Origin of the sequence: Streptomyces sp. SID14478 (assembly GCF_010548525.1) — a bacterium.
GTDB lineage: Bacteria > Actinomycetota > Actinomycetes > Streptomycetales > Streptomycetaceae > Streptomyces.
Genome location: NZ_JAAGMG010000100.1, coordinates 79,608 through 106,323, shown reverse-complemented (window position 1 = coordinate 106,323; position 26,716 = coordinate 79,608). Strand labels below are relative to the sequence as shown.

Sequence of the window (26,716 nt, the reverse complement as noted above, 5' to 3'; positions counted from 1 at the left end):
ATGGTCTACGCCGTGTTCTTCTCCGATTCAAGCCCGTGTACCTCAGTGCCCTCGAATGCGACAGGCTCGGCGCTGCGGGCGAACAGCGCTTGCTCGTAGGCGGTGAGCGCGGGCTCCACATCGGATCCGGCGGCTAGGGCCTGGCCGAGTTCGGCTGCGTCGAGCATGGCCGCATTGGCACCTTCGCCGTTCGGGGCCGTGAGGTGGGCCGCGTCGCCCAGCAAGGTCACCCCGGGCACGTGTTCCCACCGGTGGCCGGACGGCAGCGCGTGATGAGGGCGCAGGACAGGCGCGGTGTCGGAGTCCGTGATGAGTGCGGTGAGGGCCGGCGCCCAGCCGACAGTTGCTCGCGACTGGCACGCAGCAGCTCAACGCAACCTGTTCAACCGGATGCTGGGAATGCTCTTCCACTGTCTGCAACACCAGGTGCTCTACGACGAACGCCGCGCCTTCGCCCCGCTGCTCGAAGCCGCCCCGGCTTGACTCTTAGCGCCGTGAGATGTCTTTCGAAGGTCCTGACCTCGATGCCTGGAGTCGGATTCAGGACCGGAGCCAGGATCCTGATCGAGGTCGGCGACGGCAGCACCTTCCCGACCGCCGGCCACCTCGCCGCCTACGCAGGACTCGCCCCGGCGACCCGCAGCTCAGGCTCATCAATCCGCGGCGAACAGCCCTCCCGGAGAGGAAAAAGCAGCTCAAACGGGCCTTCTTCCTCTCCGCTTTCGCAGCTCTGAGCGACCCGGCGTCGAGGGTCTACTACGACAAGAAGATCGCCCAGGGCAGGCACCCCACCCAGGCACTGCTCTGTCTCGCCCGGCGCCGGGCCGGCGTCCTGTTCGCGATGCTCCGCGACGGCACCCTCCACGAACCGCAGCCGGTCAGGTCAGGCTGAGTCGCCGAGAGCCTGCCTTGCTTCAGTCCACAGCCGCTCGAACTCCTCCGCGGAGATCTCGGCTGCCTGCGGCTGGTCCTGCCAGCCGTCCATGGGACCTTCGGCGAGAACGCCGTACTGCCGTTCATAGCGGCCCATCGACGCAAGATCGGCAGGGTCGCGCAAGTGCACGACCTCCGCCAAGGAAGCCGCAGTCACCGCCCGCGAGTCCTGCCCCCGGACCTCAACCTGACGCACCGCCCAGCCCTCGTCATCGGCCTCGAAGTACAGCCACAGATCTTCGTCCTCGTAGTAGGTGCGGATCCAGGTCGTCATGCCGCCATCCTGGCCCACCACCTTGACCAAACACATAGGGACACCCCCCAGGACGGCCGACGGTGCAGTCAGAGAGGGGCGCAGCCGCCGCCGGGGCTCCGGGCCGAGGTGCCCGCGAGCGGCGGCTGCGCGCTGTGCACGGTTCTGGTCAGTCCCCACTGGCCAGGAGCCGTGCACGCATGCGTCTCCACCAGCTCCGGAAGGGCAAGGGTGGATGCTCTCTCCCGGCTTGGAACAGCTGGCAGGACGCACGTACCAAGCACGTACAGCAGTCCAGGAAACCCGGAGTCACGGGGTTTTCGCTTCACCAGATCGACGTCTGGACGGGGCGAGTCCCCCACTCTCTGGGGACCAAACGGCGCAAAGGCGCTCGGTCTGCGGTCACTTGGTGGCGGGAGTTGACTCCTTGGACAGCAGCGTGGGATCGGCTCCTTCTTCGGTGATTCTGCGGGCCACCTCTGCGACCTTCAGTCCATGGGAGCGGGCATATGTGCGCAGTCGTCCAAAGGCGGCCCCCAACGTCAGATCGTGACGGGCAGCAAGGATGCCTTTGGCTTGCTCGATGACGACGCGGCTGTCCAGCGCGTGCTGCAACTGCCCGGCAAGGACACGCTGTTCGGCTACTTGGGCCTGGAGGGAAAGCAAGTGCGCGGCAGTGCGGACCAGTCCCGGCACATGTGTCAGCAACTCCCGATCCCAGGGACGTCCCGCTGCGTTGAACAGCACCAACGCCCCCTCAGAGAGGTCGTTTTGGAGACAGGAGGAATCGGCGCCGACGGTGAGCGGGAGAGCGGTGACTCGGTCCATCGAGAGCTGTAGTGCCCGAGGCGCCCAGCGGGGCCAGCGCACGTGAAGAGGCTGGGTCGTGATGTCGACGTCGAGCAGGATCCGTCCCGTGGACCGTGCTTCGAAGGCAGGTCCCTCATTCCAGGCAGCGGTGTCGATGGCCAGGCACTGCAACTCGTGACTGGTGGCCGCCGCGTAGACAGCCTCGGTAGCCGGCGGCGTGTAGTAGGCGATGGCCCCGCAGGCGTTGCCGATCCATCGCCCGCTCTGCGCGAGCGCGGCCAATACGGGCCGCGGGTCGTGTGGCGTACGGGAGCTCTGCTCCACTAGCTGCGCGTAAACGTTAGCCATTTCGGTGGTCCTGAGCAGCACATCGGCTCCCTCCTCCGATGGGGGCCTAGGTCTGGGGCCGCCGAGTCATGGTCGCGTGAACGACTGTATCCGTGGGGGGTACCCTCGTCCGACCGGCTGAACACGAGTGATGGCTGGCCGGGTGATCGATTCGATTTCTCCAACTCGCCCACCACCAGGAGGAGCGCCGACGCGGCTCCGCCGCGCCTGTTGCTACGGGCGGTGGGCGCCGCGATGGCGGTGGACCTCAACGGCCAAGCTCTGCACGGCGAGCAGCTATCCGCAGACGCATTGCTACTGTCCGCTGGCGCATCCGCCGTGCGGCGCGCTGCATCCGCACGGCGTCGCTGACCAGGATCCGGTGCCGCGCACGGGCCCGAGCACGCGCAGAGCTTGCCTTGGGAGGATGCTCCTCGAATGTCATCACGCGTGCCGCCCTTGTTCGCTAGCGGGCAGGGGGCGCCACTACTGTGCCCGCCGCCGAAGCGGCTACGCCAGTGAGCGCACCTGCCTTTCAAAGCTCGCACGTAACGGCTCCGAACCACGAATCTGGGCGTCGACAACAACGGCCCTTGCGTATCGGTGGCTGAAAAGAAGACCACTGCGCTCCGGGTAAGCCCCGGTTGGATGTTGCGGCCAGGGTCTCAGCAGCCTCGTCGGATTGGCGGCGCCTGAGGACCGCTACGTCCGGCTCACGTCTGGGCTCGGGCGATGCCTGCGCTGCCATCCGGTCCACTGTCCAACGGCTACAGATGTGTAGCTGGTTCGCGCTGGTCACCGGCCGCGCGGCAACGCCGCGACCGGCACGGAACATCACCACTCGTCTGAGCCTTCCTGGAGATCGTCGTGTCGGACCCTGCCCCGGCCGCTTCCCGCGCCCGATGTACAAGCTGGGAGATCCACATCGTGCTCACATTCCGACGGTAGACCTTCTACCTGGCTCGAAGGTCAAGCATCCCGGCCGTGCTCTTACCGGCGCACGACAGCCAGTACGAGCGGCATCATCGACATCCGATGCTGGACTGCGCGACGTCCCGTTTCGAAGGCGAAGACGCGATGCCGGTCCGGCCGTTCCGGTGGTCGTGAGGTGGGCCCCGGTCTTCCCGGATGGCGCTGGGAGGTGTCGACGGGGCAGCACGTCGGTTTCGAGTCGTGGTCGGCGCGGGACCGGCTGATGCTTACGGGCGTCGATCCTGCTGCAGGAATGGTGTCTCGGCCTTCAGAGGCTGCACCGGCACGACGGAAACCGGCAGCGTCGGCATGCCCCGCATTGCTTCGCGCGGCTTCGCCGCTGCGGTGACTATTCTGACCACGGCAGTGGAGGGTGCCTCCTTGTAGACGAAGCCACCCATCAGGGTGGTGGTTCCGACGGGGAACAAGAACCACCTCGCGGCCGGGCCCGGCTGGCACCGACCGGCGGGAGTGGCTGCCCGGGTTATCCGAACAGGGCCTGGGCGAGGGCGACGCCGACGAAGACCGCGCCGAGGCCGGCCGCGATGGAGACGACGACATTGGCCGCGGCGAAGAACTTCGCACCGCTCTCGGCCAGGCGCAGTGTCTCGTAGGAGAACGTCGAATAGGTGGTCAGGGCTCCGCACAGGCCGGTGCCCAGGAGCAGTTGCACCGTATGGCCGGCGGTACCGGAAAGAGCGGCGCCGGTGAGGGTGCCCAGGATCAGGGAGCCGATGACGTTGGCGGAGAAGGTGCCCCAGGGAAAGACAGTGTCGTGGCGGCTCTGGACAGCTCGGTCGGTGAGGTAGCGCAAAGGTGCGCCGACAGCGCCGCCGAGGGCCACCAGCAGGAAATCACTCACCGGTCGGCCGCCTGCATGTCGTTGAAGCGGACGACCTGGACGGGCTCCAGGGTGATCAGACCCCCGATGTTCATCTCCTCCAACTGCGGGACGAACGCGTGGATACGCTCTTCGGTATCGACGATCACCACCGCTACGGGCAGATCGTCGGCCATGGACAGCAGCCGGGTGGTGTGCACGATCTGCCGGCCGCCGAACCCTTCCATTCCGTGGAAGATCGAGGCGCCGGAAAGTCCTGCGGCGTGAGCCCGGTGAACGATCTCGCTGCACACGGGCTTGTGGTGCCAGAGGTCGGTGTCGTCGACCAGAACGGTCAGCCGCAGCGCCGCCTGTGAGGTCCAGCTCATGATTCACTCCACTTCGCCAGGATGCGGCGCGTGCTCCACGCGCCCACGGTCACCGCGGTCACCGCGGCCACGGCTGTTGCCGCCAGGTAGGCGAGTGCGATCCCCGCACGGCCGCCGGTGACCAGGCGCTCGATGTCCACGCAGTAGGTGGAGAACGTGGTGAACCCGCCCAGCACCCCGGTGCCGAAGAACGGCCGCAGCAGCGCGTGGGCGGAGAAGACCTCGGTGACCGCGACGAGGAAGATGCCGATCACCAGGCAGCCGACGGCGTTCACCGCCAGAGTGGTGACGGGGAAGCTGTCGGCCGCGGTCGGCCATATCCGAGAGGCCCCGAAGCGGGCGACTGCGCCCAGAGCACCGCCGACCGCGATGACCATCAGGACGCCGTAGTGCGAACTCCGCAGCTCTTGGCGCTGCACGGCATCGGACAGGTCAATATCGGCATCAGTGGGCTCTGCCGCTATCGACAACCCGGTCTCGTCCGAACGCATGCTTCTCCCTACACGTGGTGCCCTGTACGCGTTCGCGGACAGGGGTGAGTCACGAGTAGGGACTGTTGGCGGCAGCATCGCCGCGGTTCGGGTACGGCGAGCCCCACCGCCGCGCAGCACTCAAGAGCACCGCATACGGTCAGGCTACCGCGCACCAGGCGCACACGTGGAACGCCGTCGGACAACTCCCCGTGGCGTCGAGTCCGGGGCAGGGTGTCTGCGTGTCCGTCGGCGACTATCGCGAGGTCTCTGCGCCCCGGCAGATGCTGCAGGTGATCCGTCGTGCTGTCCTCGGCAGGGTGCTCACGCCCATGCCGGCCAGCCGGTGCAGCGCATCTGAAGCGGTCCGAACATGGTCACAGCAGACCGCCGCCCCGCACTGACAGCAAACGGCAACGACGGGGACGACGTGGTGAACGGTGGCCCGGCAGTCAAGCGGCGCGGGCCGATCGCGGGCGGTCGTCCTTGCGACCAGCGGTCGCCGTTCACGCTTCCTGATCGGGGACGGTCAGGCTGCCTTTCGCTGGCGGCCGTTGGGCCCCATCCCTTCCTGGCCCGTCGACCAGATGCCGACCCCCCGGCAAGCAGTGGGCCACCGGGCAGATCAGCTTCGCGTCTCGCGAGGGCGCCTGACGCCGATCCGGCACCGCCGGCTGCGCAGTCGCCGTCGGCCGCCCCTGCCCTGAGCCCGCCCGTGCTCGTGGGCTTCCCACCGGCACGGACGAGACAGACGCTGCCAGTGCCGTCGGACGGCCCATCTGGAAAACATATCAATGTTATGCAATGGTGGAGGGGTGAGTCCACAACGACGCGATCCCGCCATCCGTGCACTGCTCATCGACGCAGCCGCACGCATCCTGGCCGAGGGCGGCACAGCCGCCCTGACGACCCGGCGACTCGCGGCGGAGACCTCGCGTTCGACGATGGCGATCTACACCCACCTCGGCGGCATGGAGCGGGTCCAGCACGCGGTGCGGGTGGACGGCTTCGCCCGGCTGGCCGCCGCCGTCAACGCGGTTTCCTGCTCACCAGACCCGGTAGCAGACCTGGCCCGCGTCAGCGACGTCTACTTCTCCTTCGGGCTCAGCCAACCGCACCTGTACCGGGCCATGTTCATCGACCGGCCGGTGCAGGACGACGACGCCGGCACGGCCGCCTTCGACCGGATCGTGAAGGCCGTGCGCCGCTGCATCGACGGGCAGCGGCTGCCGAGCATCGAACCGGCCATGGTACTGATGTGGGCCGCGCAGCTGTGGAGCATGCGGCACGGCATCGTCACCATGGTCCTGTCCGGCGCCCTGCCCGAGCCGCAAGCACGCCATGTCCTGTCGGACATGACCCTGCGCCTGCTAATCGGCTACGGCGACGACCCGGCCGCCGCACGGCGATCACTGCGCCACGCCCTCACGCCCCCGGGCGCCCCCGAATGAGGCCCGCCGGCACTGCCGCCCGGCAGCACACCGCGCGCCAAACGGTGCGCGCGGCGTGGCAGTCGATTCGGCGCTCGGGAGCCGTCGCCCCGGAACTCCCGGCGATCGTGTTCGTCGCGGTGGCCTCCGGCACCGGCTTCTGGTGGGGCCTGGGCGCGGGCGTGCTCACCGTCGCAGGGGTACTGATCTCACGGAACCGGCGCGGGCTGTCGAAGCGCCCCGTCCTCGGTGGAAGCGTCGGCCTGGCCGTGGCGGCGGCCATCGCCCACCAGACCGGCTCGGCCGCGAGCAGCCTGCTCGCCGACATCTGCGTCGACCTCACGATCGCCGCCGCCCTGGCCATCTCCCTCGCTGTGCGGCGCCCCCTGATCGGCGTGTTGTGGAGCGCCGCGCGCCGCGAACCACTGCTCTGGCGCACCGACCGCTCCGCGCACCGCGCCTACGACCTGGCCACCGCACTCGGCGCAGCGGCCCTGTCCGCCCGGGCACTCGCGCTGACCATCGTCTACCTCAACCACGAACCCGTAGCCTGGCTGCTGAGCGTCAAGATCACACTGGGACTGCCCGTCACCTTCCTCGTCCTGGCATCCGCATACGCCGCCGGCCTGCATGACGAACAGCACCGCAAACCGCCCGCCTGACCAGAGCGTTTGGGCCCGCTTGCCGGCATACGGGACAGGAAGGAGCGGCCAGGCGCCGGACTCGCCCCGAATCTGTTCGGTAACCTCGCTGGCCGAGGTGCCGTCGCAGGGGTGACCGGGACCGAGGTCGCCTCTGCCCCTTGCCGCCCCACCGAGGCCGGGGCCAGCATCTGTCCTCATGATCGCTCAGATAGTGACGCTCACCGGAGTCCTCATCGGCGCCCTGGCAACCTTCCTCGCCACAAGCATGGCCGAACGCACTCGGCACCGACGCTCCATGTCGACACGCTGGGACGAGCGCAAGCTCGATACGTGCATCGAGTACGCGACTTGCGTCAAGGAGATCTCCAGCACCGTCAAGCGAGCCCGTCAGGCTTACGGAACGGACGAGGGACGAGAGTTCCTCAGCGCGATGGAAACCGCAGAGCTGAGGAGAAGTGTGCTGTTCGAGACACTCGTTCTTCTGACGTCACCAGGTGTGGTCAACGCCGCGAACGAAGTGAACCGCGCCCTGTGGCAGCAGCTGGACGCGGCCCGCACCGGCGACCACGCACCGGCGGAAGTCGATCTGGTGGGACTCTTGAACAGATACCACGAGCAGGCTCGGGCTGATCTCGGGGTTCTTCGCAGTGTCTGATCCCACAGGCACGTCGCAACCCACGCAGCCTCGCAGCGGGACGCGCGCCGCCCCGCCGCTTCACCTTCGACGCAGCACCGAAGTGTCGTCGCGTCAGCAAGGGTGGATGCTGATGCCGAGCATGCGGGGCCAGTCTCGGTGCGGGGCCGGTGGGAGCTGCCGGGAGCGAGGCCTGGGGCGCGACCTCCCGGGCCCGCTCCAGCAGACGGGTCTCCGCCCGGGTCAGCTCGCTGGGCGACACGGTGGGATCGAGCATGGGGGACCTTCGTTTCCAATTGGGCAAGAACAGCACGCGTACTTGATCAGCGTACGAGGCATCAAAATGGGGCGGATCGGCAGTTGTCTCGGCGTGGGCCAGGGCGCGTCCGTGCGGCCAGGCCGCCGAGGCATGGGCTTTCGGCTCCTGCAAAAACGGCTGGACGTGGGTGCGGCGATGGCCCACGCCTTCCTTCCCCCATATTCCTCTGGCGCACGTACGTGCCGCCCGACCTTTGCGTCCGCCGGCCTGCCGCCCCTGGCAGCCGCCGCATCGCGGTCACCGACTGCCTGGCAGTGATAGGCGCGAGTTACGGCGTGATTCAGCGCGCTCCTCTACCGGACCTTGCTCCGTATGCCTAGCTTTGCAGGCAGGCGGAGGAGGACGAGGAGGAGCGCACTTTCGCCGCGTTGGAGGCGTAGCTGTGACATGCCTCGACACGTTCGGCTTGTCTGCCCAGACGAACTGAAACGGACCGGAGTTGCCTGTGAGGTCGGGTACGGCGTCATGGCCAGTTTTGACTGACGTATGTCCCCAGGGGCGCCGGCCTGGGCAGAAAGAGAATTCCCACGTGAACGACACCGATGCCGTGCCAAGCAGCTCTGCACCAGGCGCCCTTGACGCCGAAATGCTGCTGTTCTGCCGGGCGTTGCCGAAGGTCGAACTCCATGTCCACCTCGAGGGATGCCTCGAACCTGACCTCCTCATGACGCTGGCCCGGCGCAACAACGTCACCGGGCCGTGGAAGACAGCCGAACAGCTTCGCGCCGCCTATCGCTTCAATAACCTCTCCTCATTCCTCGACCTGTACTTTGCCGGCTGCCAAGTCCTCTGCACTCGCCAGGACTTCTACGACCTCACCACCGCCTACCTGGAGCGCGCGCACGCAGACGGTGTCGTTCACTGCGAGATCTTCCTCGGCCCGCAAAGCTTCACCGACCGGAACATCGCCGCCAGCACCGTCATGGACGGCGTCCTGGACGCCATCTCCGATGCCAGAAAGCAATGCGGAATCAGTGAACCTCTTTCATCCTGAATACGTACAGGTCAGGAGTGTGTGGATGGCCTGGATGATGGTGCCGATGCGGCGGGTGGAGCATCTGGCCCGGCGCAGGATCCGCCAGGTCTTCAGTTGTGCGAAGGCGCGTTCGCCGGGTGCGCGGAGCCGGGCGTGGTCGCGGTTGAACTGCTGGTAGTGGGCGGGTTGTTCGCGGTGGTTCTTGTAGGGGGTGCGGACGGTGGCGCGGGCGCCTTGGTAGGCCCGGTCGGCCAGGATGAGGATCTGCCGGGTGAGGCATGCCTGGATGATGCCGTGGGCGCGGGCCGCGGTCAGGTCATGAGTGCGGCCTGGTGTCGCGCGGGAGAACCACAATGGTGTGCCGTCGGGGCGTGCAATGACCTGGATGTTCATGCCGTGCCGCCGTGCTTTTGCGAGTAGTACGGCTCGTCCGCCCTGACATGGTCGGTCGGGATGAGCGTCCCGTCGACGATGACGAAGTCGCCCTCGCCCAGCCCGACGAGGGCCTCGTGCAGGCCCGTGCCCAGGCGGCCAGGACTTCGAGGGTCTCGTCCACATAGCGCCAGGCCGTCGCTTCTGAGATCCCGAATCCGGCGCCGACCTGCCGATACGTTTCGTTCTTACGCAGATGCGCCAGCGTCAGCAGGGCCTGCTTGAAGCAGCTCAACTTCCGCCAGGGGGAGCGTAGTTCACGCCTTCGGGCGTAGATGAGCCAGGAAACATGCTCAACCAGCTCATGTGGGACGTCGAGCATGGACCTCTCACGGCATCTACTTGTCAAGCAACTGCGAGAAGCGGCATCGGGAACGCGGCCGTTTCATCGAACAGAGTCCGCGTCTGGAGGCAGTGATGAAGCTGTCCGAGCATGCGATTGAACAGGTTCCGGAGGGCGGCAGCATGGAAGTCGCCCCGTGCTCGGCGGCGTCGGTAGTGTGCGTTCGCGCCGCCGGGAGCGGTCAGAGCGGAGAACGCCCAGAGAAAACCCGCGTCGTGCAGTCGGTTGTTCTTGACCCTTCTGCGGCCGACGTAATGGTGCTTGCCGGAGGCCCTGGTGATGGGGGCCGCACCCGCGTATGCCTTCAGCCCTCGAGCGTCGTCGAATCGCGACCGGTCGTCACCGATCTCGGCGAGGATGCGAGCCCCGAGCTGGACGCCCAGGCCCGGAAAGCTCAGCATCACCTCGGCGTCGGGATGCTGGCGAAACGCCTTCTCCGTCGCGACGGCGAGCTCGTCGACCGTGCGGCAGGCGGCATCGAGTTGCCGCAGTAGCCCGACCGTCTGCTGGCCCAGTGCGTCCTCGACCAGCTTCAGATGCCGGGCCTGGGGCCGCTGGAAGATCGCCAGCCATCGTTCGGCCTCGGCTTCGATGCCCCGGATACGGCCCGCCCGCTTCAGGGCAGTGCTGAGCCGTTTGCGGTTCATCGCCGCCGCCTTGCCCGGGGTGGGGGCCGCTGCCAGGATCGCGCGGGCCTCCGGCCGGCACAGACCGTTCTGCCAGGCAGAGACAGCCTCCAGGGCCGCCGGGTAGTAGTCCCGCAGTAGCGACCTGAGCTGATTGGTCAGCTGCTGCCGGTTCCACGTCGCATCCTGCTGAGCCCTTGCCAGCACGGCGACAGACTGGGCGAGTTCGGAGTCATTCGCCATCGGCCGGTGCATGTCCGCGTCGGTGCGGAGGATGTTGGCCAGGACCAGGGCGTCGCCGGGGTCGGACTTCTTGCGCGAGACGCTGTGCCGGTCCCGATAGCGGGCCACGGACATCGGGTTGAGGGCATAGACCTGCCGTTTTCCCTGCCGCAGGAAGGCCACGAGTAGACCGCGGCCGGTCTCGATGGCCACCGGTATCGGGCTGGCTTCGCTGTCACCGTGCTCGGCCAACAGCTCCAGTAACTGCTGATAGCCGGCCAGCGTGTCGTCGATCCTGAGTCTGGCCGCTGGCTTCCCGCTGTCGTCAGCCAGAGCCACATCGTGGTGCCCTTCGGCCCAGTCGATCCCGCAGTAGATGGTCAACTGGCCCCCCTTTCCTCTCGTATGCGCTAGTCAGGAGCCCAAGCGGGCCACGCGGCGTTCCAATACTGGGGCTCTCCCTACGCGTTCACGCGGGACCGGCCCTCCCTCTCACTGGCCGTTCGTGGCACCAGCGCACCGCGCGGGCCTCGGTCCGTCTGAGGCGTCTGGCGCCGAGAGCTTCGAGAGGTCACCGTGCAGCGGGCTCACACCACAAACACCAACGAGAAGCACCCGTCCGGGTGATGGCAGATCCGAGAGCGCCGGGAGGCGCCGGTCCCTACAAGAGGCCTCGCGAGCCGGAAGTAGTCGAAGCGTCCACCCGGCACCCACGGACCCACCACACCCGACCGAGGACAGCAGCCACAGATCACCAAGAGGTGCCAGTCCATGCTTGGGCTTCATCGAGCCGGGAGGATACGAAGCATCCACCGGAGTCCCGCAGCCACTGCACTCGATCGAACAGCCAGCCTTCAGCAGAGACCTTTTCAAGGCTTCCCATCCGGGGCTGACACCCCGTATTGGAAGGATACGGAACCAACGAAGCCCCCCGGCCGTCGGCGTGTTGAGTGAGATCACCACACCAACGACGAGGGGCTTCGTCATGTCACCACCCCTGCTGACCAGCCCATTTCACCCCTCAACCTCAGGATGAAAGAGGTTCAGTGAGCGTTTTCAGTGTCGCTACTGATCGGGTGACGGGACGGCGTGACGTTGGGGTACGCAACGGACAGGGCTCCCGTGCCGTTGAGTGAGGTGTTCGACGTCTCAACTCAGCAGCACAGGAGCCCTGCTGGTTCCGTATCCTGCCGCACTCGACCTGCCCCACGCCCTGGTCGAGTGGGTCACGATGCTCATCGTCACTCGCGAGGGTGACCGGCGGTGCAAACTTCCGCCGCACCGCCGTGCGTTGGTCGCACTCATGTACCTGCGCCACCATGAAACCCTCGCCCGCATCGCCGCGGCCTTCGGGATATCCGTCGGTACCGCCCACGTCTACGTCACCGCGGTCACCGAACTACTCGCCGAGCAGGCACCGGGCCTGCTGAAGACGCTGCGCGTGCACGATCCGGACTTCGTTCTCCTGGACGGCACGCTCGCCGAGTGCGACCGCGTCGAGGACGGCAGGGCGGACTACTCGGCGAAACACAAGCGGCACGGCGTGAACGTGCAGGTCGTCACGGACCCGGCCGGGGAGATTTTGTGGCTGTCGCCGGCACTGCCGGGCCGCACCCACGACCTGACGGCAGCCCGCACCCACAAGATCCTCCGGATCTACGAGCGCCAGGCCGTCCCGATCCTCGCCGACATGGCCTACATCGGTGCAGGCGGCTGGGTCACCACCGCCAGGCGCCGGCCGCCGGGCGGTGAACTCACCCTTACCGAGCAGACCGAGAACCGGTCCCTGCCCGCGGCCCGGGCACCTGCCGAACGAGGCATGGCACGACTGAAGTCCTGGCAGATCTTCCGCAGACCCCGCATCAGCCCCAACCGCATGAGCGTCATCACCAAAGCCGTCCTCACCCTGGAGAGGCAACGCTGAAAACGCTCAGTGGCCCCTGTGGCGGGCTTGTCTGTGCGGCAAGGTTGCGGTTCTGGTATCTGATGTCCTCGGTGACTTCTGGACCGAACCACGGGAGTGCGATGAAGGCGTGGGCCTCTTCCAATGTCCCGAATTCGACCTCGGCGAGCACGAGGCCGTGGAGTGCTCCCCGGAACACATCGATCTCGATCTTGCGCTCCGCGTCGGACAGGATGAACCGCGTCTTTTCTATTCTGCGCCCGATAGTCAAGCGCCACAGCGCCTCGAACATTTCCGGCGAGATTGGCTGCTCTACCTCAAATCGTGAGAGTCCGCTACCGTCTTTGACAGTCAGCCAGAAGTTTCGTTCTTTTTCGCGCACTCGTACTTCACGGGAATCAGAATCTCCGAGCCGGAGATAACCCTGCCGAATCGCAATGGAAGCGGTGAAGTGCTTCTGGTCCCAGGGGTACTGGATCAGGAAGCGGCGTTCGATCTCTTGGCTCATCGGGTCCTCTCGCGAACTGGCGTCGTATCGTTAATCGACCTGGGTACGGGCAGAGGCTCGACGGACCGCAAGAGATACCAGCGCGCTACTGACGGCGAACCACACTGCCGCAACGCCTATCTCGGCAAGCATCGTGCCCGATGACCAGGCTCTGCGTGCCAGTTGATCGTCGACGATGCTCATGACGCGGGTGAGGGGAAAGATCTCTGAGACCTCTCGGAGTCCTGCCGGCAGGCGTCCCTGCGGAACGAGCGTGCCAGAGAAGATCATCAAGGCGAGTTCAGCTGCGTTGGGGCCGACAAAGACATCTTCGATGATCAGGGCGACAGCTGCGAGCGACAGGCTGAAGCCCACGGAGCTGACCACGGCGACAACCAACAGCACGCTGAACAGCAACAAGGGGATCGGCATGGTCCCGTACAGGAGGCAGCAGATCAAGTAGGTGCAGAGCCCGCCGATGAACCCGTCGGCAACATGGGGGACGGCGCGCTGAACTATGGCTCCGAGCTTGTGCTGCGGCGAGGCAAGCCAGGTATCCAGCGTGCCGAAGAGGCGCTCGTTCCCGACGGAGAGTGCCATGCCGTAGAGCACCGCTCCCGCTCCTGCCAGAAGGCTTGCTCCGACGAGCATTCTGCCGCCGCCTTCCCCGTAGTACGACGAGAGGGAGGTAAACGCGATGGCCATGCCGATGGGGCGGACGATGCGTGAGCTGACGTACCCCAGGGGGTTGAGCCAGGTGAAAAGCGCCCGGTAGGACAGAAGTGCGCCGCGCATGTGGACGGTAGCGGCTTCGGCAAGAGGTGAGCGTGATCGTGCAGTCATCGCCTTCACATCTCCAGGGGCAGTGCTTGGTCGCGGGCGGTCTTCTCCAGCCTCTTGATGCTGAGCACGACCAGCCCGCTGTAGAGCGCGGTGAGAAGGACGGCCCAGAGAACCTGGATGGAATTGCCGCCTCGCACCCATGCCATGGCATGGGATTGCGGCAGCAGCATCGCTAGCTTGGCGACGGGGCCCGGCAGTGCAGACTGCGGAACGATGAGAGCGCTCAGAGCCATGACCAGACCGGTGAGACCATTGGTCATGCCAGCGGAGTAGGGGTACCGAAGAACTGCAAACCCAAGCAGGCCCACCAGTGAAGCGGTGGATGCCGCCAGGAGAACACCGCCCACGATCCATCGAACCCAGTCGAAGGCTTCACCGATTCCCCACATCACGGCGAGTATGACCAAGGTGCCTGGCAGGGCGGTGAGCGACTGCAGTGCAGTGCCCGCAAGGCGTCCCAGGACCACCGGAACGAGACTGCCCGGGCTGCCCAACGCGGCGTACAGCGTTTTCCACTTCTTCTCGCCCATCATGCTGACCACGACGAGCACGATGATGGAGTCAAGCATCCCGACTCCTGCAGTGCCTACTGCGAGCCCGCTGTTCATGCCCGCGACGTGCTCGGAGCCCGTCGCGTTACGGTTCACGATGAATGCGAAGACGCAGGGCATAGCGAGGGTAGAGAAAATCGCCATGGGGCTGGTGGCGTGCATGCGCAGCTGATCGCGTAGAGCCCGGGCGAACGTGGGCAGGGTCACTGACCGCAGCGTTCCCTTCGGGTCGCGTGCTGGAGCGAGTGAAATGCTCACGAGGTGCTCACCATCTCAAGGAAGACTTCTTCCAGCGTGGGTGGTGTCACGGCGACGCTGGTGGTCTGTCCGGGGAAAGCAGCGAGAATCCACGCCACCGAAGCGGCGCCGTCGGCGACGCGGAGCGTTGCGCTGCCGGCCTGCCCTTCCTGACTCAGCAGTCCGGGACAGTCGGCTAGCTGCGGGGGGATGGTTCCGTCGGTGAAGACCGCTTCGATTCTGTGGCCCATGCGCTCGCCGGCTGCGATACGCAGATCGGTCGCTGTCGACTCGTTCCTGATGGACCCGTCCTTCATCAAGATGATCCGGTCGCTGAGCTCCTCGGCTTCGCGCATGTCGTGGGTCGTCAGCAGAATGCTGCGTCCCTGCTTGGCGAGGCCGGCAACCAGCACGCGCATGGCGGCAGCGGACTGCGGGTCGAGTCCAGCTGACGGCTCGTCGAGGATGAGGACACCAGGGTCATGTAGGAGGGCACGCGCCAGGTGCAGCCGTTGCTTCATTCCCCGGGAGAAGGATCCCACCAGGTCTCCCGCGCGGGAGGTGAGATCCACCGCTTCGAGCAGCTCTGCCGCTCGTGCTTCGAAGCGGGCGCCTCTCAGCCCGTACATCAGACCGAAGAACGTGAGGTTCTGATGTGCTGTCAGGCGAGGGTAGAGTCCGCTGTCCCCGCCTAGGCTGAAGCCGCAGGCGGACGCTGCCTTGCGGCGGTTGCGCACTGCATCGTGGCCGTCGATGAGAATGCGGCCGGACGTGGGCAGGAGAAGACCGGTCAGCATGCGGACCGTGGTGGTTTTGCCGGCGCCATTGGGGCCCAGGACCGAGACGAGCTCGCCAGGGCGCACGGCCAGGTCTACGTTGCGCACGGCCTGGCGGATCGTACCGTCCTTGGCGGTGAAGTCTCGGCTCAGTTGGGCGACGTGCAAGCCTGGTTCAGCGGATGTCATCGAACATTCCTCCTTCTCCGCCGACGGTCGGCAGGTACATTTCGAGATAGGCGCCGGCCACGGAGAACATGCCCGGGTAGTGGGTCACCGTGGGGCCGACGTGGCGTATGGCTGCGAGGAAGTCACCGACTGTGCCGTTGAGGGTGATGGGGGCCAGTGGCTCCACAGGCCGACCGTCCACGGCGCGCACTGTCATGAGCCGGAAAGCGATGTGGCCACCGGATCGGTTCTCCTCGACTCCCAGACTGCGTGCGTCGACTACCACGTGTCGTTCGCCGGCGAGTAGGTCGCTCTCGTCGCTGTTTGCGGTGAGGGACACATTGGTGGCGGACATCTGCGGGAAGTTTTTGGTGCGGTCCCAACGGGCATGACCGGTCGCGCAGTTGGGCGCCTCGTGCATGTTCTCGCTGGAGTGCTCGAGGCGTGTGGCGATGTGGTTCTGTTTACCTGTGGCTGAGACGAGTTCCCGGCGGCCTGTAGCCACGCCTTCACAGTCAAATGCCTGAGCGTGGTAGGCATCGGGGGCACGGCCCTCGTCGACGAGGGCGGCGTGCATATCTACGTGCGGGGGCAGCGGGTTGAGCAGAAGAGTGCTCACGAGATTGCGCAGTATCTGGGCGCTGGCGGTTGGGGTGAATGTTGCCGTCGCAGGTGCCCAGGTACGGGTTGCGCCAGCGGTGGCTGCAAGACGTAGGCGCAGTTCCCGCCCGAGGCCATCGAGATCGATCGCATCCAGGGTGCTCGCATAGCGGGTAAGGGTTATACCGCGGGATGTGTCGGCGCTGTGGGCCGTCGCACCGACCTCGACGCCATAGTTCCGGGACCAGCTCGGGTCCCGGCCTGATTCCGCGAACACTGCCTCGTGGAGGATGTCGGTGATGGCCAGCTGTCCCACGGTTCCATCGGCGCCCAAGGAGTCGCCGAGGCCGCGGAGCATGGCGTCGGTGTCATGGACCGTGGCACTGAGGTCGAGGCGCTTACTGGTGTTCTCCCATCCGCCTGCGGTGGCTTTGCCGTCACGGCGCTCAGCGGCTATTGCGGGGGTCAGGGCGCAGTGAAAACGGCCGGCGTGAAGGAGACGCTCGGCAGAGTCGTGGTTCATGTCGGGTGCCGACAGGTGGACTTCACGACCTCGCTGTTCCAGCCGTATGTAGCCGCCGAAGCCGCCGTCGTCGACGCGCAGGCGCTTGGCACCGGTGGTGTCCACGGTGAGCTGGCGATGTGCCTGCCGGTCGAGGTAGGTGTGCGTCGTCTCCGCAGCCCTTGCCGCCTGGCTGATGTGCTGCGCTAGCGCCAGAGCTTCTGAAGCTCTTTCGGTCAATGTCTTCACGAGGCGGTCCACTTCAATCCGGTAAAGCGCATCGACGGCGAGAAGACTCCGATGCCTACCAGCTGTCCCTGCTTGCCGCAGGTGCTGCTGTCTCCGCCCATGTCGGATCCGATGGCGTCGATGCGGCTGAGCGCATCGAGTGCGTCGCCCACAAGGCTCACGTCGCGCGCGGGAATCCGTTCCCCGCCCGGTGTCACGTAGGTGCAGTTGAGTCCGGCGAAAGAAAACTCCCCCGTGGCCAGATTGATCATGCCGGCGCCGAGGCAGTCGACGATCAGGACGCCGGCGCGGGTGTCTCGATGCATCTCCGTGGGTTCTTCGGTCCCTGGCAGAACGACCGTGTTACTCGCGCGTGGTAGGGCAAGGTGCCGGTAGTCCATGCGCCGGCCGCTCCCGCTCGGGGTATAGCCGTTGCGCCGCGAAGTCCGCACGCTGGTCAGCGGGGAAACGATCTTTCCCTGCGCCAGCAGGGTGGTGGGCCGGGTTTGCATGCCTTCGTCGTCGATCGGGCGAGAACCGTGTCCGTCCGCGAGGCTGGGATCGTCGATGATTGTCAGTTTGTCGGTGATCGCGGGACCGCGGCGCAACGCAGCGAGGTAGACGCTGTCCAGTGCGAAGTTGTCTCCTTCGAGCGCGTGGCCGATCAGCTCGTGCAGGAATCCGGCTGCGGCGGAGGGTCCGAAGACCACAGGTGTGCAGAACTGGCCCGTTACCGCGGCTCGGGAGGCGTGCAGGGCGTTGTCGAGCGCCTGTCGCGCCACGGCGCCCGCGCCCGGATATGGACGCTGTGACGTCTCGTGCAGCACATAGCGGCTGAGCCCGCGTGAACGGGCGCCGTGGTCGGACACGGTCGCTTCGAGACGCTGGCGAGTGCGCTGTGAACTGGACGATGCGCGGAGCCCGTCGCTGTCTGCCACTGCGATGGTTCGCGCCGTGAAGTCTTCCATCGCCCGGAGGGTGTAGGGCACATCAGCTCCGGCGACGCGCCAGTCTTTGGCCGCAACGGGCACGAAGCCTGTTTCAGGTAGGTCTGGCCAGCGGCACGGAAGGGATGGCTGGGCTCGCTGTTCCGGTCCGCGCAACCAATGGGCCAGGGCGGGGAGTTCGGACGCCGCGACATGCCGGTAGCGCCAGCGGTCGTTCTGAAGCACCATGCATCCGAGACCCTCGTGCGGCTCGAGGCGGGTGGCCAGCTCCCGGCCGTCGAGAGTCTCGGTGCGTATCTCGAGGGTCTGTTCAGCAAACACCTGGACGTAGTCGGCACGCGGCGCCAGCTGGCCAAGTGCCCAATCGGCGAGCGCCGTCAGCCGTTCGGCCGCCGCAGGGGTCGCCACAGCGTCCGGCCCGCCCTCGTTCACGGCTGTTCTCATCGGGCTCAGACCCATGCCGTGGCGGAACTGGGTGCCGTGTTCACCAGGCCCCTGTCGGTCAGGGCCGCGACAATGCGGTCGACCCGCTCTGCGGTGAGGCCACTGAGTTCTGGGATGTGCTCGGACAGTGTCTGGAGCGCTTCGAAGATGTCTTCTCGGTGCCGCCCGTCGCACAGGGCCCAGACGAAGGCTGCGGGTGTCCTGAGCACGAGCTGGCGGTGGAGCTCCCAGTGCAGCAGTACGCCGTCGTTCACCTGGAAGACATTGAAGGAAGGGTGGCGCCACAGGCCGCCATCCTGTTCCTTGTGCGTTCCGAACCGCGCAGGCCACGCATTGAGAGGGACACGGGCTGCGCCGAGCAGTTGGCTGGCAGCCATGCATGTCTGCACGAAAAACAGGAGATCGTCGGCTGCTGCCGCTCCGCCTTCAATCCACGAGCCGCGCTGATATGCGGTGAACTCTTCCAGCGGGAACTCCTCAATGGAATTTCGCAGCAGCTGCTTGTAAACCCACTTCTCGCTGACATAGAGGTCTCCGGCGGCTGCGGCGAGGGCCTTGCCGGCCTGTCCGACGAGACGGTGTCCCACGAACGCGGCGGTATCGAAGTCTTCGTCGGCAACTGCTCCGAGGAAATCTTCCAGATGCCCGTTCATGGTACTGGCCGCGTAATTGATGGCGGCTCGCTGCACCGTAGGCAGATTATCGACGATCTGCTGCTTGAGTGCCACGAGTTCCGCGGAATCGACGACCGTCTCACTGTTGAGAAGTCGCACCGTGAAGTCCAGCTTCTTGAGCAGGCCGTGCACGGATGTCAGGTTGTCCCTGCGCGTTTCGAAGCTGACGACCGCAGCGACGAGGTCCCGGGCGTCCTGGAGGCTGTAGCGTTCCACATCGACGCGATGCCCTGAGACGTTGAACTGGGTGACATCGTCGCCTGGTGTCTGCATTTCGCCAGTCAGGATGAAAAGGTCCGCGTCACTGGTGGGATTACCCAATCCCGCGGTCAGGCTGCCGGCAATGTAGATGGAGTTGACTGCTTCACCATCGGCGAGTTCCTTCGCCAGCTCGCGTGCTGCCGCAAGCTTCTCGTCGATCACTGACTGTCCCACGGATCTGCTCCTCCAAGGACCGGCGGCGGGGGCCCAGCAGCCCCCGCCGGCGGTATCACATCAGATGTTGTTGATGTTGTTGATGTTGTTGATGTTGTTGATGTTGTTGATGTTGTTGATGTTGTTGATGTTGTTGATGTTCTCAACGTCAACGGAGTCGAACTCAACGATGTCTTCGTCGATCTCGATAACGTCCTGCATTGCAGACCTCCTATTTTCGCGTTCCCCGAAATGGGGTTTAATTGGAGAACCGGACACAGTCCGTCCGGCCCTCTTCAGTCGCCCGGAATCAGAATCGATCCTAAGCGAACTGAAACCTATCAGAGAAAATCACACACTCGGAACCTGCAAGCAGTCCATCAATCAGGATGTGCCCTGACTCGGCCTTTTAGAGAGGGGCGGCTGCGCAAGATTTCCTGCTATATCTTCCAGATTCCAAAGGTTGCTGAATTTAGTGGCGCGCCCGCAATGATAGTAGGCTTCATTTATCTCGATCCGACTTCCCCAGACGTACCGGTCCCGCTCATCACCGTCGAGTGGCAGCAAGTCCCAGTCGGGAGTGCCACGCATAACAGGCTCGGCGGATCCGTTGACGCGTGCCGTTTCGCGCATTCCTGGGATAAGAAACAACAGTCCGACCCCGGGATTCTCCCGGATGTTGTGGAAGGTCTGGAGGAGACGATTTCCGGATTCCTCCGGAAGAAAGAGTGTCTGCCGGTCGATTATTTTCACGAATCCGGGCACACCGCCGCGCGGGGAGGCGTCGCAGTTTCCGTTGCCGTCGGTGCTGGCCACGACTACATATGGGGACAGCGTTATAAAGTGTTGAAGCCACTCATGGAGGACTGGAGATATCTTTCTGCGTACGCGGTCGAGCGGGGCCCCGATGAGATCGGCCACATCTTGTGAAGGAGCGAGACCCTCGTCGCTCATGGCACCATCACCGACCCTCCGTTGACACTGAGTGTCTGGCCGGTGATGTAGTCGCTGTCCTCACTGGCGAGGAACGCGACCGCGCGTGCCACGTCCTGGGGACGCGCGACCCTCCCCAGGGGGATGCGGCTTCCCTTCTCCCTGAACTGTTGTTCTGTCAGGCCTGGTTGGCTGGTCTCGGTCACGCCTGGAGCCACGGTGTTGACGGTGATGTTGTGCTCGGCCAACGCGCGAGCCAACGACTTACCCAGCCCGATCAGCCCGGCCTTACTGGCTGCATAGTGAGCTCCCCGTGGGGATCCGGTGAGAGCGGCGCTGGAGGCAACGTTGATGATTCGTCCACCGCCGTTGGCAATCATGACGGCCGCCGCTTCCTGGGCGCAGAAGAAGGAACCCTTGAGGTTGACTCCCATGACCCGGTCCCACGTTGCTTCATCGAGGTCGAGTACTGCGGCACGGGGGAAAATGCCGGCGTTGTTCACCAGGATGTCAAGCGGGGGCAGCTCCCGACGTATCGCCTCGAACATGGCGGCCACCTGTCGGCGGTCGCTGATGTCCGCCTCCACGGTCATGCACGGGGTGGGTAGCGCATCAAGTGCAGGAGGTGACGAGGCTGGAGGATGGTTGACCGCGATGTGGGCGCCCAGCCGGGACAGTTCCTGTGTCACGGCCCACCCGATTCCGGTGCTACCGCCGGTGACCAGGGCTGTCCGGCCGGTCAGAGGGGGCGCGGCACGGGGCGCGGGTTCCACCTTCACGATGCCTCTCCGAGGGGGTTGTCGACCTGCCGCAGCACCTCGTCGAGTACGCGGTAGACATCCCGGCAGGCCGAGAGCGGCGAGGTGCTCGGCGCCCCGTTGAGGACGGAGTGGTGAAAGGACTCCAGCTCGCTGGAATATCCTGTGCGTCCGTACCCGCCGCGCCGGCTGGGCCAGTCGTGCCGGAGGACCTCCTTGCGGTCGAGGAGACCAGCACCCGGAGTCCCCGCGGGACGGCTGAGCGTCAGCGTGCTGAGCTGGTCGAGAACACCCACGACTGCTGTGTCGGTCACCAATTCCCAGCGGCACTCCAGGCGGTTGGAGTAGTTGCCCAGGAGCAGCGTTGCCAGGCGTCCGTCCGCGTAGGACATGGTGATGCGTACGGCGATGCGGACGTCGTCGATCCGGGCAGTGTGGGCATGCACGGCGTCCGGGGGGCCGAGTTCGCGAATGGCCAGATCGACAGCGTGTGTGCCGAGCCCTTGAAGCAGGCTCTCCAGCACGGTGGAGCAGTGCCAGGCGGTTGTGGTGGGCTTGGCGGAAACCATCCGCAGATCGAGACTGCGCAGTTCGCCATGCGGCCGCAGTGTCGTGCGCAACTGGCGGTAGGGCTGCCCGTAGGGGAAGTTGAAGCCGACGAAGGCGACCGTTCCGGCGGGTGCACTCGCCTCGAGGGCTATGAGCTTGTCGAGCGCCGGGGCGTCCGGGGCGGGCGGCTTCTCTGTGAAGACGCTCAGCCCTCGGGAGAGGGCTCGCGCGGTCACGTCGGCGTTCAGGTGGGGAGAGCCTGCAACGATGAGTGCATCGATCTGGTCGGAGTCGACCAGGTCGGTCCAGTTGTCGGTGAAGGCGGGAACTCCCCAACGCCGGGCCGCGGCCCGGGCTGAGCTGAGTCGACGGGCCGCCACGGCTTCGAGCCGGGCTCCTTGTAGGCCTGACAGAGCGGGCAACAGGTTTTCCTGCGCGTGCTCGCCAGGGCCGATGAGGCCGTAGCGCACCGTCGGCTCCCCGTCCTGGAGACGGTGAAGCGGCATTTAGATGATCCCCAGCTCTTCCAGCCTGCGGCACCAGAAGTGGTACTTCTCCTTGGTCATCTGGCGCTCGGCGCGGCGCTCGGTGGACTCGAGGTCTTCGCCCACTCGCCAGAACATCGTGCCCACTCCGGCGGCCTCGGGCTCGATCTCGGACAGTCCTGCGTGTCGGTCGGCCGTCTGCTGGGCGAGCGCCTCCTCTCGCCCGCGCGCCTCCTTGAACATGACCGGCGCCCGGTCCTTGACCGGGTTTCCACGCAGTACGAGGGAGATCGTGCCCAGTTCGGTGAACGGTGTGGAGTGCAGAGCGTTGTGGTGAATTGTGAAGCATTCGCCCGCGCGGTCTTCGTGCAGCATGACCGGCTGCACATCCTCAGGGAGGGTGTCCTCGTTGAAACCGTTGCGTGCCACGTAGTTGCGGTGCAGGTAGGTACCTCGGAGGACCAGGTTGGTGAATGAGAAGCGGTGGTTGTGCGCAAGCTGCTGCTGGTAGTCGGTGGACATCCTCAGCCGGATGCGCAGGCCCTTCTCGACGTCGTCCCACAGAACGATCTTGTCTTCGACGACGTCTTCTTCGCACTTGGCCCAAAGGTAGGGGTCGTGCTCGACAGCGAGCAGGAGCCGCTTGAAGAGCGTCTTGTCCTCGGCGAACTCCCGGATGAGGCGCTGGGTGAGTGCGGCCGCGGAGGGCAGGTCGTCCCAGTCGATGGGGTCGACGTTGTCGAACAGCTCTACCCGGGTGTTGTTGACGTGGACGCGGTCTGCCGTCTCGGTGCTCATAGGTGGTTTCTTCTCCTCATCAAAGTCACCAGTTCAGATGGTTTGGTGTGGTCTGCTTCTGGCTCTCAGATAACGCCGAGGTCTTCCAGGCGGTCGCGGATCTGGCGGTAGGCGTCGAGGCCCATGGCCTTCTGCTGGCGTCGCTCTTCCGGCTCGTCCTGGCGGCCGAAGCGCCACCACAGGGTGCCCTCTTCCTTGTCCATGATCACTGAGCGGTCCTTCTCGACCGGCCCTCGCAAGAACAGCGAGACGGTGTCCGGCGTCGTGAACGTGGTGTGAATGGCGCTGTGGTGGAGGGTGTAGCAACTGCCGGGCGCCTCCCAGCGAGTGACGTGTGGCGTCAGCTTGTCCAGGTGCGCCTGACCGCGGGGATCCGGGTTGTACCGGTTGAGGTACTGACGGGCCTCCGGGTCGGGGCCTTCGCCGTAGACGTCACCGTCCATGTGGTACCAGGTGTGGGTGTACCCGCCGGCCAGGATGCGGCTGGAGAAGGAGAATCTGTGGTCGTGAGGGCGGTCGTAGTGGTCGTCGGTCGACAGGTGCAGGCGCAGTCGGATACCGCGGTCCAGCGCGTCGTAGATGACGATGTAATCGAGCAGCTGATGACGTTCGCACATGGCCAGAAGCTCTGGCTTGTTCTCCACGTCGTAGACGAGCTTGCGCAGCGATTCCTTGTCCTCGGAGAGCCGGTGGACTACCTCGCGGGTCACCTCACCGGCCTTCTCGAAGTCGTTCCAGTCGATGGTGAGACTGTCCAGATAGTCGATCACTGTTGTTCCTCCTGGTCGGCAGGGTGCTGTGGGTTCGAAGTGGCGGCGTGAGCGCCGAATCGGGCTGTGGGTACCTGGCAGAACACGCGTATCCGATCAGCGGCCTGCGGGTCGGCCCGGTTCATGGCCCGCAGCAGAATCGACACGGCGAGGGGCGAGGCAGCGGCGGGAAACGCGCGCAGCGCGTCCTCCACGGGCTCTCCGGCGATGACGTTGGCGAGGGCGTCCGCCATGACGTCCAGGTCTGAGATGCCGACGACGTCGCGGCTTGGGCTCATGCTCGTTCCTCCTGCGCGCCGGCGGCCGTGCGCTCGGCCCTCGTGACGTGCTCGACGACGGCTGCGGCTGTCTGTTCTGCGGTGGTGTGGCGGTCCGGGGAGAGCACCAGCCACTTTCGTTGGTCAGCCATGCGCATCAGTTCCTGGCGAATGACGGACTGATAGGCACAGAAGGCTTCGCGGGCCGGCCCGCTGAAGCCGTCCCAGCGGCCTAGTTCGGTGTCCTTGAATGTCTCCCGGCGCTCCCAGGCGACGTCGGGCGGGACGTCGAGGAGAACAACGAGGTCCGGTTCAGGAGCCGGCGCGAAGAGCGACTCGACCCACTGGGGGTCCAGGGGTTCTCGCACCAGTGTCTTTGCGATGTTGCGGTAGAACCATCCGTCCATCACGCACACTCCGGGATGCGAAGGCTGCAGATCTGGCCGCAGCCGGGTGAGGCCCGCGTACCAGGAGGCGATGAGCAAGATCCAGTGGGTGGCGCCGAATGTGTCACCCGCGGACTCCGGTGATGACCAGATCAGGTCACGCAGCCGGACAGCTCGCGCCTCGGTCTCCCGGTCGGTTGGCCCGATTGCCTTTTTGCCGCCCGGGGTTGGAGACGAGGGAGCCCGCCCTGTGCTGAGACGTTCCGCCACCATGGCGGCCGCGGTGCTCTTTCCGCTGCCGTCAATGCCTTCGATCACGATGAGCACATGCCACCCCAGCTGTTCAGCCCCGCGTCCTGCAAGAGGTATCGGACGACGCCGTCCTCGTCGTTGGCGGCGGTGATGTGGGTGGCTGCGGAGCGAACATCAGGATGCGCGTTGGAGGGGGCCACACGACGGTGCGCGAGAGCGAACATGGGAAGGTCGTTGAGGTGGTCTCCGCACACGGTCAGCTGCGCGCCGTCCAGTTTGCTAAGGCTGCACAGGCGCTGGATCGCATGGCCCTTCTCGGCCTGGGGGTGTGCAATCTCCACTTCGTGCCAGCCAGGGACGTAAAGGTTGGCCGTGCTGCTGACTTTTGCCAGGTCACCCAGGAGGGCCGTCAGCGTCTCGACCAAAGCTGCGGCCTGCGGCTCGGGGACGAAGGAGACGATGTTTGCCACCTTCTCCGTGGCTGCGGAAGCCTCGATGTCAGCGGACCGGCGCAGGCGCGGGTCACCGTAGGCGCGCTTTTCGTCGATGTACCAGGTGGTCCCGTGGTTGGGACTGGTCCCGTGGACGACGTGGTCCTCGCTGCCGTCCCAGCTGGTGAGCACGGGTTCGATGCCCAGCTCCCTGAGGGTGTTCAACGCCGTGCGAACCGCGCCAGGAATGAGCGTCCGGTGGTCAAGATGCTCGCCCGTGGCCAGGTCAGTGATGAAGGCTCCGTTGAGTTCGATCACCGGCAGGTTGAGCCGCAGACCGTCCAGGAGGGAGCGCATCGCCGCAGCGCTGCGGGCACTGGCGATCGTGAGCGGGACGCCGGCGTCGGTGAGTGCGTTGAGGCCGTCGCGTGCGTACCTGCTCAAGGTGGCGTCCGAACGCAGCAGGGTTCCGTCCAAATCGCATACGTAGAGGCGGGGTTGGCAACTGGTCATCGGGTTGCTCCAGAGAGCGCGGAAGTGAGCAGCGACCGTAGTTCGGCCATGCTGTCGAACGTGAGGTGGGCATGTTGCAGGCGAGACTGCGGTGTGAGCTCCGAGAACGCGTACACGGTCATTCCAGCTGCTCGTGCGGCGGTGACCCCGCTGGGGCTGTCCTCGATGACGAGGCACCGCTCGGGCGGCACGCCGCTCTGCCTGGCAGCCAGCAGGAAGACGTCCGGAGACGGTTTGCCGCGACGGACCATGTCGGCGGTGAAGACGCGGCCCGCAACCCGCCGATGCAGCCCGGCTATCCGCAAGGAGGCAGCAACCCGGTCGCGCGTGTCGTTGGATGCCACGCAATAGGGAACGCGCAGCGCGTCGAGTTCGTCCAGTACACCTTCGACGTGAGGCACAGCCTTGAGCCGCTGCTCGAAAACACTGAAGAGCCGCGCATGAAATTCTTCCAGGAATCCGTCTGGAACGGATTTACCGCTCCGCTGACGGACGATTTCCTTGACGTGCTCGAACGACTTTCCAAGATAGTTCTCTACGGCATAAGAGAAAGATGTTGGCGTCACTCGGAGGGTGAGCATAGCAGCTAGCAGTTCGTTTCCGAGAGATTCGCTGTCGACGAGCACGCCACTGTTATCGAAGATTACCAAATCGGGCTTCAAGGAACTCTCCGAAACAGATACACGCGAGACACGGTGCCGAATAACCGTCGACACAAGGTGAACTTTCGGCCATGACGTTATGCATCGCCGAGCAAACGCGTCAACCTTGTATGGCATAGGTCACACTCTCCCATCGCGCCCCATCTGAGCAGCAGGTTCTTGCCCTCCACGACCAGCCGTCGGGAGAATATCGCCCATGCTGCCCCGCTCGGAGGATTTCGCCCGCAACTGAGCCTTGAAGCCCGGAAGATCTACGGTCAGGGCTGCTTACAACCCCTCTCACCTGCGCTTACGTGGGACGGCTCGCGAAGTTCAGAGGAACCTCCAGAGGTATCAATTCGCAACTGGAGAACATCCAACATTGCGCCCAAGTTACGTCCGTTTTGCGCCATGGAATCGACTTAGGCAAGCCTCACTTAAGCGCCGAACGGAGGTTACGCAAATCGCCTCGCGATACGCATTCGACACCACTTGCCGCCCCGTCCCGAATGCCCGATCGCTAGCACTTCACTTCCGCCTAAGCCCGCCTCTTACGATTTGCCGTTGCA

28 protein-coding genes and 4 pseudogenes are annotated in these 26,716 nt (G+C 65.4%); 7 read left to right on the top strand and 25 right to left on the bottom strand.

Annotated features, from left to right (window positions below; translation table 11 throughout):
* Positions 1 to 5: 5 nt before the first annotated feature.
* Positions 6 to 338: pseudogene (locus G3I40_RS03575) on the bottom strand (FAD-dependent monooxygenase); the annotation flags it as partial.
* Positions 339 to 351: 13 nt separating this feature from the next.
* Here G3I40_RS03575 and G3I40_RS03570 point away from each other — a divergent pair.
* Positions 352 to 483, top strand: a pseudogene (locus tag G3I40_RS03570) (IS110 family transposase); the annotation flags it as partial.
* Positions 484 to 512: 29 nt separating this feature from the next.
* Positions 513 to 892: pseudogene (locus G3I40_RS03565) on the top strand (transposase); the annotation flags it as partial.
* Here G3I40_RS03565 and G3I40_RS03560 read toward each other — a convergent pair.
* The 5 genes from G3I40_RS03560 to crcB (G3I40_RS03540) form a co-directional block, all read right to left on the bottom strand.
* Complete coding sequence (locus G3I40_RS03560) at positions 884 to 1,207, bottom strand: hypothetical protein (RefSeq protein ID WP_164300663.1); 324 nt, start codon at positions 1,205 to 1,207, stop codon at positions 884 to 886. The pseudogene G3I40_RS03565 and the gene G3I40_RS03560 sit on opposite strands and share 9 nt — an antisense overlap.
* Positions 1,208 to 1,588: 381 nt before the next feature.
* Positions 1,589 to 2,365 carry an ANTAR domain-containing protein gene (locus tag G3I40_RS03555; RefSeq protein WP_164300662.1) on the bottom strand — a complete coding sequence of 259 codons (777 nt, stop codon included), beginning with the start codon at positions 2,363 to 2,365 and terminating at the stop codon, positions 1,589 to 1,591.
* 1,414 nt (positions 2,366 to 3,779) lie between these two features.
* Entirely contained in the window at positions 3,780 to 4,157 is a 378-nt protein-coding gene (gene crcB, locus G3I40_RS03550; RefSeq protein ID WP_164300661.1) for a fluoride efflux transporter CrcB, read from the bottom strand.
* Positions 4,154 to 4,504: a DUF190 domain-containing protein gene (locus tag G3I40_RS03545; protein ID WP_164300660.1), complete on the bottom strand. Its 351-nt coding sequence runs from the start codon at positions 4,502 to 4,504 to the stop codon at positions 4,154 to 4,156. Before G3I40_RS03545 ends, crcB (G3I40_RS03550) begins: the two co-directional genes overlap by 4 nt.
* The gene (gene crcB, locus G3I40_RS03540; protein WP_164300659.1) at positions 4,501 to 4,995 is read right to left on the bottom strand and encodes a fluoride efflux transporter CrcB; all 495 of its coding nucleotides are present in this window, start codon (positions 4,993 to 4,995) and stop codon (positions 4,501 to 4,503) included. The genes G3I40_RS03545 and crcB (G3I40_RS03540) overlap by 4 nt, the downstream gene beginning before the upstream one ends.
* Before the next feature lie 794 nt (positions 4,996 to 5,789).
* Between crcB (G3I40_RS03540) and G3I40_RS47865 the strand changes: the two genes are divergently transcribed.
* The 4 genes from G3I40_RS47865 to G3I40_RS03520 all read left to right on the top strand — a co-directional run bounded on the left by G3I40_RS47865 (position 5,790) and on the right by G3I40_RS03520 (position 8,995).
* Positions 5,790 to 6,425, top strand: a complete 636-nt coding sequence (locus G3I40_RS47865; protein WP_164300658.1) for a TetR/AcrR family transcriptional regulator — start codon at positions 5,790 to 5,792, stop codon at positions 6,423 to 6,425.
* Positions 6,426 to 6,469: 44 nt separating this feature from the next.
* Complete coding sequence (locus G3I40_RS03530) at positions 6,470 to 7,066, top strand: DUF3159 domain-containing protein (protein WP_164300657.1); 597 nt, start codon at positions 6,470 to 6,472, stop codon at positions 7,064 to 7,066.
* Between the two features lie 178 nt (positions 7,067 to 7,244).
* A complete protein-coding gene (locus G3I40_RS03525; protein WP_239091492.1) occupies positions 7,245 to 7,703 on the top strand; it encodes a hypothetical protein in 459 nt (152 codons plus the stop codon).
* Between the two features lie 827 nt (positions 7,704 to 8,530).
* Positions 8,531 to 8,995, top strand: a complete 465-nt coding sequence (locus tag G3I40_RS03520) for a hypothetical protein (RefSeq protein WP_164300656.1) — start codon at positions 8,531 to 8,533, stop codon at positions 8,993 to 8,995.
* Here G3I40_RS03520 and G3I40_RS03515 read toward each other — a convergent pair.
* Positions 8,987 to 9,731: pseudogene (locus G3I40_RS03515) on the bottom strand (IS5 family transposase). The gene G3I40_RS03520 and the pseudogene G3I40_RS03515 overlap by 9 nt on opposite strands.
* A 23-nt stretch (positions 9,732 to 9,754) precedes the next feature.
* Positions 9,755 to 10,984: an IS110 family transposase gene (locus tag G3I40_RS03510; protein ID WP_164300655.1), complete on the bottom strand. Its 1,230-nt coding sequence runs from the start codon at positions 10,982 to 10,984 to the stop codon at positions 9,755 to 9,757.
* Between the two features lie 790 nt (positions 10,985 to 11,774).
* On the opposite strand from G3I40_RS03510, the gene G3I40_RS03505 reads away from it, so the two are divergent.
* Positions 11,775 to 12,524 carry a transposase family protein gene (locus G3I40_RS03505; protein ID WP_164300684.1) on the top strand — a complete coding sequence of 250 codons (750 nt, stop codon included), beginning with the start codon at positions 11,775 to 11,777 and terminating at the stop codon, positions 12,522 to 12,524.
* On the opposite strand, the gene G3I40_RS03500 is transcribed toward G3I40_RS03505, so the two are convergent.
* The 17 genes from G3I40_RS03500 to G3I40_RS03420 all read right to left on the bottom strand — a co-directional run bounded on the left by G3I40_RS03500 (position 12,502) and on the right by G3I40_RS03420 (position 26,168).
* Entirely contained in the window at positions 12,502 to 13,011 is a 510-nt protein-coding gene (locus G3I40_RS03500) for an adenylate cyclase (protein ID WP_164300654.1), read from the bottom strand. The genes G3I40_RS03505 and G3I40_RS03500 overlap by 23 nt on opposite strands.
* A 30-nt stretch (positions 13,012 to 13,041) precedes the next feature.
* A complete protein-coding gene (locus G3I40_RS03495; protein ID WP_239091506.1) occupies positions 13,042 to 13,833 on the bottom strand; it encodes an ABC transporter permease in 792 nt (263 codons plus the stop codon).
* A 5-nt stretch (positions 13,834 to 13,838) separates the two neighbouring features.
* The gene (locus tag G3I40_RS03490; RefSeq protein ID WP_164300652.1) at positions 13,839 to 14,642 is read right to left on the bottom strand and encodes an ABC transporter permease; all 804 of its coding nucleotides are present in this window, start codon (positions 14,640 to 14,642) and stop codon (positions 13,839 to 13,841) included.
* Positions 14,639 to 15,586: an ABC transporter ATP-binding protein gene (locus tag G3I40_RS03485; protein ID WP_164300651.1), complete on the bottom strand. Its 948-nt coding sequence runs from the start codon at positions 15,584 to 15,586 to the stop codon at positions 14,639 to 14,641. The genes G3I40_RS03490 and G3I40_RS03485 overlap by 4 nt, the downstream gene beginning before the upstream one ends.
* Positions 15,573 to 16,916 (bottom strand): metallopeptidase TldD-related protein, encoded by a 1,344-nt coding sequence (locus G3I40_RS03480; protein ID WP_164300650.1) that lies wholly within the window; start codon positions 16,914 to 16,916, stop codon positions 15,573 to 15,575. The genes G3I40_RS03485 and G3I40_RS03480 overlap by 14 nt, the downstream gene beginning before the upstream one ends.
* On the bottom strand, positions 16,913 to 18,274 hold the full coding sequence (locus tag G3I40_RS03475) for a TldD/PmbA family protein (RefSeq protein WP_164300649.1): 1,362 nt from the start codon (positions 18,272 to 18,274) through the stop codon (positions 16,913 to 16,915). Before G3I40_RS03475 ends, G3I40_RS03480 begins: the two co-directional genes overlap by 4 nt.
* A gap of 17 nt (positions 18,275 to 18,291) precedes the next feature.
* The gene (locus G3I40_RS03470) at positions 18,292 to 19,395 is read right to left on the bottom strand and encodes a PqqD family peptide modification chaperone (RefSeq protein ID WP_164300648.1); all 1,104 of its coding nucleotides are present in this window, start codon (positions 19,393 to 19,395) and stop codon (positions 18,292 to 18,294) included.
* A 60-nt stretch (positions 19,396 to 19,455) separates the two neighbouring features.
* On the bottom strand, positions 19,456 to 19,596 hold the full coding sequence (locus G3I40_RS03465) for a hypothetical protein (RefSeq protein WP_164300647.1): 141 nt from the start codon (positions 19,594 to 19,596) through the stop codon (positions 19,456 to 19,458).
* 162 nt (positions 19,597 to 19,758) lie between these two features.
* Positions 19,759 to 20,328: a pyridoxamine 5'-phosphate oxidase family protein gene (locus G3I40_RS03460; RefSeq protein WP_164300646.1), complete on the bottom strand. Its 570-nt coding sequence runs from the start codon at positions 20,326 to 20,328 to the stop codon at positions 19,759 to 19,761.
* Positions 20,325 to 21,080 carry a 3-oxoacyl-ACP reductase family protein gene (locus tag G3I40_RS03455; RefSeq protein ID WP_343244813.1) on the bottom strand — a complete coding sequence of 252 codons (756 nt, stop codon included), beginning with the start codon at positions 21,078 to 21,080 and terminating at the stop codon, positions 20,325 to 20,327. The genes G3I40_RS03460 and G3I40_RS03455 overlap by 4 nt, the downstream gene beginning before the upstream one ends.
* Before the next feature lie 2 nt (positions 21,081 to 21,082).
* Complete coding sequence (locus G3I40_RS03450; protein ID WP_164300644.1) at positions 21,083 to 22,084, bottom strand: Gfo/Idh/MocA family oxidoreductase; 1,002 nt, start codon at positions 22,082 to 22,084, stop codon at positions 21,083 to 21,085.
* A gap of 36 nt (positions 22,085 to 22,120) precedes the next feature.
* The gene (locus tag G3I40_RS03445) at positions 22,121 to 22,897 is read right to left on the bottom strand and encodes a hypothetical protein (protein ID WP_164300643.1); all 777 of its coding nucleotides are present in this window, start codon (positions 22,895 to 22,897) and stop codon (positions 22,121 to 22,123) included.
* A gap of 65 nt (positions 22,898 to 22,962) precedes the next feature.
* A complete protein-coding gene (locus G3I40_RS03440; RefSeq protein WP_164300642.1) occupies positions 22,963 to 23,667 on the bottom strand; it encodes a hypothetical protein in 705 nt (234 codons plus the stop codon).
* Complete coding sequence (locus G3I40_RS03435; protein WP_164300641.1) at positions 23,664 to 23,945, bottom strand: hypothetical protein; 282 nt, start codon at positions 23,943 to 23,945, stop codon at positions 23,664 to 23,666. The genes G3I40_RS03440 and G3I40_RS03435 overlap by 4 nt, the downstream gene beginning before the upstream one ends.
* Complete coding sequence (locus tag G3I40_RS03430) at positions 23,942 to 24,637, bottom strand: hypothetical protein (protein ID WP_164300640.1); 696 nt, start codon at positions 24,635 to 24,637, stop codon at positions 23,942 to 23,944. The genes G3I40_RS03435 and G3I40_RS03430 overlap by 4 nt, the downstream gene beginning before the upstream one ends.
* On the bottom strand, positions 24,625 to 25,470 hold the full coding sequence (locus tag G3I40_RS03425) for an HAD-IIB family hydrolase (protein ID WP_164300639.1): 846 nt from the start codon (positions 25,468 to 25,470) through the stop codon (positions 24,625 to 24,627). Before G3I40_RS03425 ends, G3I40_RS03430 begins: the two co-directional genes overlap by 13 nt.
* 32 nt (positions 25,471 to 25,502) lie before the next feature.
* Positions 25,503 to 26,168 (bottom strand): HAD family hydrolase, encoded by a 666-nt coding sequence (locus G3I40_RS03420; RefSeq protein ID WP_164300638.1) that lies wholly within the window; start codon positions 26,166 to 26,168, stop codon positions 25,503 to 25,505.
* Positions 26,169 to 26,716 lie beyond the last annotated feature (548 nt).